This window comes from Neobacillus sp. MER 74 (assembly GCF_023714155.1).
In genome coordinates, this window is record NZ_JAMAUV010000001.1 from 283,755 (window position 1) to 296,384 (window position 12,630).

Consider the following 12,630-nt stretch of genomic DNA (forward strand, 5'->3'; position numbering starts at 1 on the left):
TCAGAACTTAGTGGTGAAGTTTTCCTATATAAAAAGATGTATCCATCTAAATGGAATACCTCTTCTTTTTATGCAAGTTTATTAGGAAATTCTCCGTCTGGGCTTATCAAAGTGACAGAATATTTATCTGTAAAGATATTTCTTGCCATTTCATCGACTCCGTTTTTTGTAACCGAATCAATCTGTTCAATTATTTCATCAAGTGAACGATGACGTTTTAATAAAAGTTCATTTTTTCCATTCCGGCTCATCCGGCTATTTGTGCTCTCAAGACTTAGCATCAAGCTGCCTTTTAGCTGCTCTTTGCTATTCGTTAATTCCTTTTCAGTAATTCCATCTCGCTTCAATGTATTAAGTGTTTCTTGAATGGTATCAAATAATACATTCAGCTGCTTCGCACCAGTTCCACCGTATAGTGTTACAATACCACTATCTTGGTAAGCAGAATGGTATGAGAATACTGAATACGCTAAGCCCCGTTGTTCGCGAACCTCTTGGAACAATCTTGAGCTCATACTGCCGCCTAAAATATTATTTAAAGTAATTAGGCTGTAAATATCTTCATGGCCGACCTTTAATCCTTCATAACCTATACATAAATGGGCCTGTTCTGTTTCTTTTTTCCGCGAGATTTGATTCGAATGAAAAGTAGGAATATTTTCAGTAACTTGACTGTTACCACCTTTATAGGAACCAAAATACTTTTCAACTTCTTTAATAAATGCATCAGTAACATTTCCTGCAATTGAGATGACCACATTTTCTGGAGTATATCTCTCATGAATGTATTCATTTAGAGTTTCTCCAGTAAATGTATTAAGTATTTCTTCTGTCCCTAGAATCGGATAGCCTAATGGATGGTCTCCAAAAACAGCCCTGCTCAATAAATCATGAACGATATCATCAGGGGTATCTTCATACATTTTTATTTCTTCTAAAACTACATTTCTCTCTTTGTTTAATTCCTCTTCCACAAATGTGGAATTGAAGAACATATCTGCGAGCACATCTAGTGCAAATTGGGAATGAGTATCAAGAACTTTAGCATAATAGCATGTATATTCCTTAGATGTAAATGCATTCACCTGTCCGCCAATGCTATCAAAGGATTCAGCTATTTCCTTCGCAGATCTCGTGGTGGTGCCTTTAAAGAACATATGCTCAAGAAAATGGGATATTCCATTGTTCTCGGGGTTCTCATCTCTTGAACCAGTACCAATCCAAACACCAATTGCTACCGAACGTACGGTAGGAATATTTTCTAAAACAATTCTTACGCCATTTTGGCAAGTGTATTTATTAATCATCGACTTCCTCCAGTCTATAAACAAACGCAGCTACTTCTCCATCTTACATTATACTTATAATGTTGTATTTTCTCCAATTTCCAGTATTTCTTACGTTAAAATTATTGCACTCTTTCTTCGCTCATCAACTCAGAAACTGTTCCGATTTTTAAATCCTTTTGTTTAATTTGAGTGATTAAGCGATCAAGTGATTTTGCAGTAGACTCAGTTGGATGCATAAGAACCATTGAACCATTATCAATTTTTGACATGACACGGGAAATCAGCTGATCTGGAGATGGTTTTCTCCAATCAACCGTATCAACCGTCCACATAACCGTCTTCATTTTAAATTCAGCAGCCACTTTTATTGTTTCATCCCGATAACTGCCACTAGGCGGGGCAAACCAAATACATTTCTTACCGGTAGCAGCTTCAATAATTTCGTTGGTTTTTTGAATTTGTTCTCTGGCCCTGCTAGCTGTTAATTGCTTCATATCAGGGTGAGAATAAGAATGATTACCGACCTCATGGCCAGAAGTAACGATCAATTTAGCGAGTTCAGGGTTTTTCTTAGTCCAATTTCCTTCCAGAAAAAAACTAACCGAAACATTTTGCCTTTTTAATGTAGCAAGCATTTCTGATAAATATTCATTGCCCCAGGCCACATTAATAATAAAAGCTACCATTGGTTTATCAGGATTCCCTTTATAAATAGGGGATGGCGGTAAATCATTAAGGTGCACCTTAGGCTTAATCTCGGTGAAGACGAGTTTCTTTTCATTAAAAACACCTTTGCTTTTCATATTTTTATATGATGCGGCAATGTCAACCTCACGTCCATTATAGCCTGGAATTGCTTTCCAGACCCTGTCTATAGTTGCATCTTTAGGCGATATTTCATATGTAGGAGCATTTTTAATAATGCTTTGATAAAGAGGGTCTGATTCTTTTACTGCTGGCAAAGATGATTCCATTTTGAAAGATAAATATTTGCTAACAAATGGATTACTTACCGCGATCCATCCGGCTACACATATGATTATAATGAAATAAACCTTTTTCATCTAACTTTCCCCCTTTCCATAAAGATTATGTAAAGAAAGGACAAGGTAGAACTGTCGGTTTAATACAACTAATGCTATTATAAGAAGAAAAAAGGAACATGTTTAACAAATTGAAAAAGCCAGGGTAAGGACCCTGACTCATCATTCTAAACTCTTACTATTTGTTTTCTTCTGCCTTTTCACGTTGTTCTTTTAAAACAGCTTTTCGGGAAAGGTTCACACGACCTTGTTTATCAATTTCAGTTACCTTCACTAAAAGTTCGTCCCCTATTTTTACAACATCCTCGACCTTACCAACACGTTCTTCGGCAAGTTCAGATATATGCACAAGACCATCTTTCCCAGCAAAGATTTCTACGAAAGCTCCAAATTTTTCAATTCGTTTCACCTTACCAAGATACAATTCACCTACTTGGACCTCACGAACAATATCTTCGATGATCTTCTTGGCTTTTTGGTTCATTTCTTGATTTGTTGAGGCGATAAATACTGTACCATCTTGCTCAATATCAATCTTAACACCAGTTTCCTCAATAATCTTATTGATTTGTTTTCCACTTGGTCCAATAACATCACGAATTTTATCTGGATTGATTGTCATCGTCAAGATTTTTGGCGCAAATTGTGAAAGCTCTGCTTTTGGTTCAGAAATAGTGGCTAACATTGAATCCAAAATATGCATTCTGCCAACTTTTGCTTGTTGAAGAGCTTCTTCTAATATCTCACGGGATAGTCCTTCAATCTTAATATCCATTTGAAGGGCAGTAACCCCTTTAGCTGTACCTGCCACCTTAAAATCCATATCTCCAAGATGATCTTCCATTCCTTGGATATCTGATAATACGGTATAGTGTTCACCTGATTTAACGAGACCCATTGCAATTCCGGCAACAGGTGCTTTAATCGGCACTCCAGCATCCATCATCGCTAATGTACTTGCACAAATACTTGCCTGTGACGTAGAACCATTGGATTCAAGCACTTCAGATACAAGACGAATGGTGTATGGGAAATCCTTCTCAGACGGTACAATTGGTTCAAGCGCACGCTCTCCAAGTGCACCATGACCAATTTCACGACGACCCGGACCACGAATTGGACCTGTTTCACCAACACTGAAGGAAGGGAAGTTATAATGGTGCATAAAGCGTTTCTCTTCTTCAATACCGAGACCATCAAGAATTTGTACGTCACCCATTGCCCCAAGAGTACAAATGCTGAGCGCTTGAGTTTGACCACGTGTGAACAGACCAGAACCATGTGTACGAGGTAAAATACTAATCTGTGAAGAAAGCGGACGGATTTCATCGATTTTACGGCCATCAGGACGAACCTTTTCAACTGTAATTAAACGGCGGACTTCACCTTTAACAATCTTGTCCAATATTTGCTTAACTTGTTTCAGATCTTCATCTGTTGCTTCTTGTTCTTCAAATTTAGCAATTACTCGGTTTTTCACCTCTTTAATGGCATCTTCACGGGCATGCTTCTCTTGAACCTGAATAGCATTTACCATATCAGCTTCACACATTTCCCTCACTTCAGCCTCGAGGTCCTTATCAATCTCATAAAGAGTTATTTCTCTTTTTGGCTTGCCTATTTCAGCGACAATTTTTTCTTGGAATTCAATGAGGCGCTTAATCTCATCATGACCAAACATAATCGCTTCAAGCATGGTTTCCTCAGGAACCTCTAATGCCCCTGCTTCAACCATATTAATGGCATCTTTCGTACCGGCTACTGTTAAATGTATATCACTTTTTTCAGCTTGCTCAACGGTTGGATTAATGACAAATTCATTATTCACCCGACCAACAACAACGCCAGCAATCGGTCCTTCAAATGGGATATCCGAAGTACTTAGTGCTAATGAAGAACCAAACATTGCAGCCATTTCTGTTGAACAGTCTTGATCCACACTCATGACAATACTAATAACCTGAACATCATTACGGAACCCATCAGCAAATAGTGGACGAATAGGTCTGTCAATCAGTCGGCTTGCTAAGATTGCCTTTTCACTCGGACGGCCTTCACGTTTAATGAAGCCCCCTGGAATTTTACCAACTGCATACAAACGTTCTTCATAGTTAACAGTTAATGGGAAAAAGTCTAAGTTTTTAGGTTCTTTTGATGCTGTTGCCGTACTCAATACTGCTGTGTCCCCATAACGAACTAGGACAGCACCGTTTGCCTGTTTGGCTAATTGTCCAATTTCGACGGTTAATTTACGACCTGCCCAAACAATGGAATACTCATGTTTCAATTGTTCCATATTTTTACCCCTCTCTATCTAAATCACTTAGGAGGATGAAGCGAAAATTTCTACCCTCGCTGTAATCATCATTCTAAACTAATATTAAAAAGCTTAAAAAGCTTATATTATCAATGCAAATCACCTTATTAGTATGCACAAAAAAGTCCTGACTTAAAAATATGTATAAAAAATTCTTTTTTTAGCTGTAAGCTTTTTTAGCCTAATAAAAAAGCGGGAATAATCCCGCTTCTGTAAACTAACGACGTAGACCAAGCTTATTAATTAACACACGGTAACGTTGAACATCTTTGTTACGTAGGAATGTTAAAAGATTACGACGTTTACCAACCATTTTCAAAAGACCGCGACGTGAGTGGTGATCTTTCTTATGAGTACGTAAGTGCTCATTCAAATTGTTGATTGATTCTGTAAGGACAGCGATTTGAACTTCTGCAGATCCAGTGTCGCTTTCATGAGTTTTAAACTCATTGATAAGTTCATTTTTACGTTCTTGAGTGATTGCCATCCGAATTCACCTCCTAAATTTTACAAATCCCCTGATACCGAGCAAGCGTTGGTGATTCGTCTTGCCAAGTAGAGGTTATTTTTAATACGTTAATAAGAATACAACTTTTTACGCCAAAAAGCAAGGATATAACGAAGTTTATTGTAGGAAAAACACCTTTTAAGACGATAATTAAGAAGAATGTCTGATTTCCTCTTCAGGCGCGAGCGGATCACGGGCACTCCCGGGAGCCTCCTACTCCATTCAACTTGGCTATAGTAACCGATAACCTAGCTTATTTGTTAAAGTAATTGAGTGAATTTTGCTTATCTCGTTCAATTTGCGCGACTAGCTCTTGAATTCCTGAAAATTTTTGTTCATTACGTAAGTGGAGATGCCATTCAATAATCACTTCTTCACCATAGATATTTTCATTAAAATCAAATAAGTGGACTTCCACGGAAGGTAGGAGTGCATCCTTATTAAATGTAGGTTTATAGCCAATATTACATACGCCAGTATACCATTTTGAATGTACCTTCATTCGAACGGCATAAACACCAACAGGCGGCATAATATAATCATCATTTAAATCTACATTCGCAGTAGGAAAACCAATCGTCCGGCCTCGTTTATCACCATGGATGACGATGCCTGATGTTGTATAATATCGGCCTAAAAGTGAATAGAGTTCATTGGTCCTGCCTTCTTTAAGCAGTTTGCGAATTCTAGTTGAACTTACCTTTTCATCACCTTGTGTAAATTTTGGAACAACTGAAAAAGAAAATTTATCTCTAGAATGAAAGGGCAATGTTTCCATTGTTCCTTTTCCCATTCGTCCATAGGTAAAGTCAAAGCCAGCGACCACATGCCTTACGTTCAGGCTAATCACACATTGGTCAATAAATTCCTGTGGCAGCAGATTAGCAAATTCCACACTAAAATGAATAATAAATAAATAATCAATTCCTAGCTCTTCAATTATCTTTATTTTTTCAGTTAATGGGGAAATATACTTAATCTGATTATCTGTTTTTCCTAATACTACTGAAGGATGCGGGTCAAATGTCATCACCGCACTGCCTATTCCTTTTTCTTTAGCTTGCTTTTTAGCCTCGAGAATTACCTGTTGATGTCCACGGTGAACACCATCAAAGTAGCCTAACGCCATTGAGAGAGGCGGATATTCATCTATTGCATTATTAAATGGGAATCTAAGCCTAATTACTTCCAAAAGAAACTCACCTTTTCTATACCGTACCTTTTAATCTAAATCATTTCGTAGCACTTTAACTGGTTTAAAGAGGTCAGGCTTGTTAGGATGCTTTGAATAAATAGCAAGAGCCAGTCCATCTACAGTTTCAACGATAATCGGTCCGTTACTAGTTTTTAAATGTTCAGGCATTTGTAATAATGCGCCATTTTTCACTTTCTCTGCTACTTTATCATTAATTTGGAGTTTCGGCAAATGAGAAAGTGCAGTTTCTAGAGGCCTTAATACACTCAAAATCGTTCCAGCTTCCATATGTTTTTCAATCTCTTCAAACGTTAAGCAGTCCTCTAAGGAATAAGAAGCTGATTGAACTCTTTGCAGGTAGGACATATGTGCTGGAAAGCCAAGCATTTCACCAATCATTACGGCTAAGGTACGAATATACGTTCCTTTACTACAACTGACTCTAAACTTAAATTTTATCGTTTCACCGATATATTCAGATCGATCGTCTAATAAGTCGATTGAATAAATCGTTACCTTTCGAGTTGGCCTTTCGACTTCGATTCCTTTTCGCGCGTATTCATACAGTCGGACACCACCAACTTTTACTGCCGAGAACATTGGCGGTGTTTGTTCAATTTCACCAGTTAATGACTTTAAAACTTTAAGAATTTCTTCCCGATGAATAACCCTGGTTACTGGCTTTTGGGCAACTGTTTCTCCTGACGCATCTTCCGTTGTTGTTGAATAACCAATAGTGACTTCTCCCTCGTATGCTTTACCTGCATCCGTAATATATTCGGCCACTTTAGTTGCTTTTCCAATACATATCGGAAGTACACCTGTGACGTCGGGGTCTAATGTGCCCGTATGCCCCACTTTTTTTGTTTTTAATATCTTCCGTAACCGAAAGACACAATCATGGGATGTTAGTCCCGCTGGTTTAAATAAAGGTAGAATTCCTTCCACTGTAAAACCTCCAATCAAAAAAAAGGATAGACATATGTCTATCCAGTTATTCTTCTTTCCTATTTTCTAAAGGCTTTTCATCCTTATGCAGTTGGTGAAGAAGTGTATCAATTCGATTCCCGTAATCGATTGATTCATCCCATTCAAAGATAATCTCAGGGGTTTTTCGAAGGCGGATTCGGTGGCCAATTTCGGTCCGAATAAAGCCTTTCGCTTTAGCTAGACCCTTTAAAGTATTTTCCCTTTGTTCTTCATCACCTAATACGGAAATATATACTTTAGCCTGTTGTAGATCACCTGTTACTTCGACATCGGTAACCGTAACAAAACCAATCCGTGGGTCTTTTATTTTACGACCGATGATGTCACCAAGTTCTTTCTTCATTTGTTCTCCAACACGATTTGCTCTGTGGCTCATCACATTCACCTCTTAACTTAAAGCCATTCAATCTCGGTGATCGTTCTCTCTATTTCTGGAAAGGAGTCAATTAATTTTAACGCGTTATTCAACTCATGTTCCGTGTTTACACGAGTGGAAGTGACGACAACGATCGCAATTTTCGTTCGCTGCCACACATCCTGAAAACCTACTTCAGCTACAGAAACATTAAATTTCTGTTTTAAGCGAGTTAGGATTCTTTGCAAAACCGCTCGTTTCTCTTTTAAAGAATGCGCATCATAAATTATACATTCGCATTCAGCAGCACCGATGATCATTTACGTTCAATTTCTTCCATTACATAAGCTTCAATGATGTCTCCTTCTTTCACATCATTAAAGTTTTTAATGGTAATTCCACATTCGTACCCTTGTGATACTTCTTTTACGTCATCCTTAAATCGTTTTAACGCATCAATATTACCTTCAAAGGTTACAACACCATTACGAATTAGACGAATTCCACTGTCACGGGTAATTTTACCATCTGTAACATATGAACCAGCAATCGTCCCAACTTTTGAAACCTTGAAAGTTTGACGAATCTCTGCTTGACCAATAATCTTCTCTTGGAATTCAGGATCAAGCATACCTTTCATAGCCGCTTCAATCTCTTCGATAACTTTATAAATAATACGGTGAAGACGAACGTCTACTTTCTCAGCCTCTGCTGCCCGTTTGGCATTAACATCTGGACGAACATTAAAACCAATAACAATGGCATTTGAAGCTGCGGCAAGGGTAATATCAGATTCATTAATGGCACCCGCACCACTATGAATAATTTTAATGTTTACTCCCTCAACATCTATTTTTTGCAATGAAGCAGCAACAGCCTCCGCAGAGCCTTGAACATCTGCTTTTAGGATGATGTTTAAGTCCTTCATTTCGCCCTGTTTCAATTGATCAAATAGAGTTTCTAAGCTAACAATGGATTTTTCTCCACGTTGAGCTGCTAATGCAGATTGAGCACGAGCTTCCCCGACTTGTCGTGCAGTTTTCTCATCTTCAAATACGACAAAACGGTCCCCTGCCTGCGGCACATCATTAAGTCCAGTTATTTCAACTGGTGTGGATGGACCTGCTTCTTTCACACGGCGGCCTTTGTCATTTACCATCGCACGTACACGACCGAACGTGTTACCAACTACGATTGGATCACCGATTTTTAATGTACCGTTTTGGACTAATAATGTGGCTACAGATCCACGCCCTTTATCCAATTGTGCCTCGATGACTGTTCCGACTGCTTTTCTATCTGGATTAGCTTTATACTCTTCTACTTCACTAACGAGAAGAATCATCTCTAATAGGTTATCGATACCTTCACCTGTTTTTGCAGATAGGGGAACAAAGATAGTATCCCCGCCCCAAGCCTCAGAAACTAAACCATGTTCTGTTAATTCCTGCATTACACGGTCCGCATTGGCAGCTTCTTTGTCCATTTTATTCACTGCGACAATAATTGGAACCTCAGCAGCTTTTGCATGGTTAATCGCTTCAACCGTTTGTGGCATTACACCATCATCAGCAGCTACGACAAGAATGGTAATATCCGTAATTTTAGCTCCACGTGCACGCATTGTCGTAAAGGCAGCGTGTCCTGGAGTATCAAGGAAGGTAATTTTTTTGCCGTTTTCAACAACTTGGTACGCACCAATATGTTGAGTAATTCCCCCGGCTTCTCCTTCCGTTACCTTTGTGTTACGAATGGAGTCAAGCAAGGTTGTTTTCCCATGGTCGACGTGACCCATAATTGTAACGACAGAAGGTCTTTCTACAAGAGAATCCTCTGAATCCTCAGTAAAGTATACTTCAAGGTCTGTTGTATCCACTTTAATTTCTTCTTCAACCTCAACACCATACTCGCTTGCAATTAATTCAATCGCATCTTTATCTAATACCTGGTTAATTGTTGCCATTACTCCAAGTAAAAAGAGCTTTTTAATAATTTCCGAAGGCTCACGATAGATCTTTTTCGCTAACTCGCCAACCGTTAGAGATTCACTAAAAGTAATTTTAGCTGGAAGTTCCTTCTCTTTTTTCTTCTGTGGCTGTGTTTGTTGAACTGGCGTATGATTTTTCTTTTTATTTTTATTATTAATATTATTATTGCGGTTTTGGTTGTTATTATAAGGCTTAGACTTTGCTTTATCAGCATTATTAAAGACCTTATTTTCTTTTGATTGATATTCCTGATTTTGTTTCTTTCCATCTCCTGATTTTGGAGGAGAGACCACTTTAACTTTTGTTGGAGCAACATTATTATCTGCCGCTTCCTCAAATGCTTTAGCCGTTTTGGTTTGTACTTGTGGTCGCTGTGTGGATTGAGCAGGTCTTTGGTTTTGACGTTGCTGCCCTTGAGCTGGACGTGAATTAGTTCGTTGCGACTGTTGTCCATTTTGTTTATTTTCTTGTTGTTGTGATGTCTTGTTCTCTTTTTTGTTGAATGTTTCATCAAGCTTTTTAATGTCTGCGTCTTCTATTGTTGCCATATGATTAGAGACCTCTATATTCATTTCTTTTAGTTTAGTGATGATTTCTTTACTTGAAATGTTGTGTTTTTTTGCGTATTCATATACACGTATTTTACTCATCTTTTCACCCCCGCTAGATTTAATCGAGCAACGTTACCATTTTTTTTGCAAAGCCATCATCCAGTACAGCTACAACAACGCGGGCTTCCTTGCCAATCGCTTGGCCAAGAAGATGACGATTTTCCACAAATTTATATGGAACCTCATACGAATTACACTTATCAGTAATTTTTTTTGTCGTATTTGCAGAAGCATCTGCTGATAATAAAATGAGTCGTGCTTTTCCGCTTTGAATCTGCTTCACGGTTAGCTCCTCACCTGATATGATTTTACGTGCTCGATTGGCCAAGCCAAGCAATGACATCCATTGATTATCTTTCATTTGGATTGTCAATTCTCCTTCTCTATAAGCTCAAGTAGCTCTTCGTATAACGAATCATTTATAGAAACCTGTAAGTGATTAGATAGGGTATTTTTTTTCTTGGCAAGTAAGATTGCTTCCTTGTCCTTTGAAAGGTAGGCACCCCTTCCGGATTTCTTTCCCGTCAGATCGATGGATACATCCCCTTCTTTTGAGCGAACGATGCGAACTAGTTCTTTTTTCGGCTTCATTTCACCGGTTGCTACACACTTACGCAAAGGAACTTTTTTCTTTTGGTTCACTCATCATTCACCTCACTTTTTAATCAAGCTCTTCTTCATAATCGAAGTCATTTTCAACATGATCATCAAAAAGCCTAATGGTTTCTTCACGCGGATAGATACCAATTTCGCGTGCTTCTGTTTCAGATTTAATATCAATTTTCCAGCCTGTTAATTTTGCTGCCAAGCGGGCGTTTTGTCCCCGTTTACCAATTGCCAATGAAAGTTGATAATCAGGAACAACAACAGTTGTTGCTTTTTCATTTTCATTCACCATAACATCTAAAACTTTAGACGGGCTAAGAGAATTTGCAACAAAAACAACTGGATCCGCTGACCACTTAACAATATCGATTTTCTCACCTTTTAATTCATTAACAACCGCTTGAACCCTTGCTCCTTTTGGTCCAACACAAGAACCAACAGGGTCTACCTCGGGATTATCTGAATGAACAGAGATTTTCGAGCGGTCTCCTGCCTCACGAGCAACTGATTTAATTTCAACAGTTCCATCATAAATTTCTGGTACTTCAATCTCAAACAGACGTTTTAAGAGGCCTGGATGTGTCCGTGAAACAAATATCTGGGGACCCTTGGTTGTTTTTTCTACTTTTGTGATAAATACTTTGATTCGATCATGGGGTTTATACCGTTCATTGGGCATCTGCTCATTCACTGGGAGTAAGGCCTCGATTTTCCCAAGACTTACATAAATAAATTTGGAGTCCAATCTTTGAACAATACCAGTCATTATATCTTCTTCACGGTCAATAAATTCTGAATAAATAATTCCTCGTTCTGCTTCTCTAACACGCTGGGTAACAACTTGTTTAGCGGTCTGAGCAGCAATCCGTCCGAAATCTTTAGGAGTGACTTCCATTTCGACAACATCTTCAACTTGATAATTTGGTGAGATTTGTCTAGCATCCTCTAAGGAAATTTCAAGACGAGGGTCAAATACTTGATCGACGACTTCTTTTCTAGCAAAAACACGCATCGATCCTGTCTGTAAATTTAAATCAATCCTTACATTCTGTGCCTGATTAAAATTTCGGCGATACGCCGAAACAAGGGCTGCTTCAATTGCTTCAATGATAACATCTCTGGAAATACCTTTTTCTCTTTCCAGTATAGTAAGAGCATCTAATAATTCGCTGCTCATCTTTGTGTATCCCCCTATCTTTTTCCAATAATTTCATTACGAAAATGTAACTGCTAAACGCGCATTTGCTACCTTTTCATAGGGAAGTTCAATCGTCTTCTTACGGGTCTTTATTTTCATTTCAATTTTTAAAAGTTGTCCATCAAATTCTAATAAGGTCCCTTCAAAGCTTTTTTCCCCATCGATTGGTTCATAAGTTTTGATAAAAACATTTTTACCGATTGCTTTTTGAAAGTCTTTATCTTTTTTTAATGGACGCTCTGCCCCAGGTGAAGAAACTTCAAGAAAATAGTTATGGGGAATCGGATCAAGCTCATCGAGTTTTTCGCTGAGTTTTTCGCTAACGAGTCCGCAATCTTCAATATCAACACCGTTGTCTTTATCGATATATACGCGTAGAAACCAACTTTTCCCTTCTTTCACATACTCAATTTCCACTAATTCTAAACCAAGTTCTTGAAAAATAGGTGCAGCCAATTCTTCTACAACTTCCGTTACCTTGCTCATGCTTTACCTCCTTTTCCGATAATTTCACCCATATTGTATGTAGT

At 38.3% G+C, this 12,630-nt stretch carries 13 protein-coding genes; all 13 read right to left on the reverse strand.

The genetic code is table 11. From position 1 onward, the window contains the following. Positions 1-68: 68 nt before the first annotated feature. Positions 69-1,307 (reverse strand): M16 family metallopeptidase, encoded by a 1,239-nt coding sequence (locus tag M3610_RS01310; protein ID WP_251456075.1) that lies wholly within the window; start codon positions 1,305-1,307, stop codon positions 69-71. 101 nt (positions 1,308-1,408) lie between these two features. Beyond that, positions 1,409-2,353 carry a polysaccharide deacetylase family protein gene (locus M3610_RS01315; protein ID WP_251456077.1) on the reverse strand — a complete coding sequence of 315 codons (945 nt, stop codon included), beginning with the start codon at positions 2,351-2,353 and terminating at the stop codon, positions 1,409-1,411. 157 nt (positions 2,354-2,510) lie between these two features. Further along, positions 2,511-4,628 carry a polyribonucleotide nucleotidyltransferase gene (pnp, locus tag M3610_RS01320; RefSeq protein ID WP_251456079.1) on the reverse strand — a complete coding sequence of 706 codons (2,118 nt, stop codon included), beginning with the start codon at positions 4,626-4,628 and terminating at the stop codon, positions 2,511-2,513. 238 nt (positions 4,629-4,866) lie between these two features. Further along, positions 4,867-5,136 carry a 30S ribosomal protein S15 gene (rpsO, locus tag M3610_RS01325; protein ID WP_026566475.1) on the reverse strand — a complete coding sequence of 90 codons (270 nt, stop codon included), beginning with the start codon at positions 5,134-5,136 and terminating at the stop codon, positions 4,867-4,869. 274 nt (positions 5,137-5,410) lie between these two features. Beyond that, positions 5,411-6,349 (reverse strand): bifunctional riboflavin kinase/FAD synthetase, encoded by a 939-nt coding sequence (ribF, locus tag M3610_RS01330; RefSeq protein ID WP_251456081.1) that lies wholly within the window; start codon positions 6,347-6,349, stop codon positions 5,411-5,413. Between the two features lie 30 nt (positions 6,350-6,379). Further along, the gene (gene truB, locus M3610_RS01335; protein ID WP_251456083.1) at positions 6,380-7,300 is read right to left on the reverse strand and encodes a tRNA pseudouridine(55) synthase TruB; all 921 of its coding nucleotides are present in this window, start codon (positions 7,298-7,300) and stop codon (positions 6,380-6,382) included. A 46-nt stretch (positions 7,301-7,346) separates the two neighbouring features. Next, positions 7,347-7,718, reverse strand: coding sequence for a 30S ribosome-binding factor RbfA (gene rbfA, locus M3610_RS01340; protein WP_251456085.1), 372 nt, complete (start codon positions 7,716-7,718; stop codon positions 7,347-7,349). A 17-nt stretch (positions 7,719-7,735) separates the two neighbouring features. After that, positions 7,736-8,017, reverse strand: coding sequence for a DUF503 domain-containing protein (locus tag M3610_RS01345; protein WP_098571697.1), 282 nt, complete (start codon positions 8,015-8,017; stop codon positions 7,736-7,738). Continuing rightward, entirely contained in the window at positions 8,014-10,335 is a 2,322-nt protein-coding gene (infB, locus tag M3610_RS01350; RefSeq protein WP_251456087.1) for a translation initiation factor IF-2, read from the reverse strand. The genes M3610_RS01345 and infB overlap by 4 nt, the downstream gene beginning before the upstream one ends. A 19-nt stretch (positions 10,336-10,354) precedes the next feature. Beyond that, a complete protein-coding gene (locus M3610_RS01355; protein WP_098571750.1) occupies positions 10,355-10,657 on the reverse strand; it encodes a YlxQ family RNA-binding protein in 303 nt (100 codons plus the stop codon). Positions 10,658-10,665: 8 nt separating this feature from the next. Then, on the reverse strand, positions 10,666-10,938 hold the full coding sequence (gene rnpM / locus M3610_RS01360) for an RNase P modulator RnpM (RefSeq protein WP_098571695.1): 273 nt from the start codon (positions 10,936-10,938) through the stop codon (positions 10,666-10,668). A 19-nt stretch (positions 10,939-10,957) separates the two neighbouring features. Further along, positions 10,958-12,079: a transcription termination factor NusA gene (gene nusA, locus M3610_RS01365; protein WP_098571694.1), complete on the reverse strand. Its 1,122-nt coding sequence runs from the start codon at positions 12,077-12,079 to the stop codon at positions 10,958-10,960. Positions 12,080-12,115: 36 nt separating this feature from the next. Then, positions 12,116-12,586, reverse strand: a complete 471-nt coding sequence (rimP, locus tag M3610_RS01370) for a ribosome maturation factor RimP (protein WP_098571693.1) — start codon at positions 12,584-12,586, stop codon at positions 12,116-12,118. Between the last annotated feature and the right edge of the window lie 44 nt (positions 12,587-12,630).

Bases quoted from the DNA above. Each gene is read 5' to 3' on its own strand.
- M3610_RS01310 (WP_251456075.1), bottom strand. From the start codon at position 1,307: ATGATTAATAAATACACTTGCCAAAATGGCGTAAGAATTGTTTTAGAA.
- M3610_RS01315 (WP_251456077.1), bottom strand. From the start codon at position 2,353: ATGAAAAAGGTTTATTTCATTATAATCATATGTGTAGCCGGATGGATC.
- pnp (WP_251456079.1), bottom strand. From the start codon at position 4,628: ATGGAACAATTGAAACATGAGTATTCCATTGTTTGGGCAGGTCGTAAA.
- rpsO (WP_026566475.1), bottom strand. From the start codon at position 5,136: ATGGCAATCACTCAAGAACGTAAAAATGAACTTATCAATGAGTTTAAA.
- rbfA (WP_251456085.1), bottom strand. From the start codon at position 7,718: ATGAGCCACAGAGCAAATCGTGTTGGAGAACAAATGAAGAAAGAACTT.
- M3610_RS01345 (WP_098571697.1), bottom strand. From the start codon at position 8,017: ATGATCATCGGTGCTGCTGAATGCGAATGTATAATTTATGATGCGCAT.
- infB (WP_251456087.1), bottom strand. From the start codon at position 10,335: ATGAGTAAAATACGTGTATATGAATACGCAAAAAAACACAACATTTCA.
- M3610_RS01355 (WP_098571750.1), bottom strand. From the start codon at position 10,657: ATGAAAGATAATCAATGGATGTCATTGCTTGGCTTGGCCAATCGAGCA.
- nusA (WP_098571694.1), bottom strand. From the start codon at position 12,079: ATGAGCAGCGAATTATTAGATGCTCTTACTATACTGGAAAGAGAAAAA.
- rimP (WP_098571693.1), bottom strand. From the start codon at position 12,586: ATGAGCAAGGTAACGGAAGTTGTAGAAGAATTGGCTGCACCTATTTTT.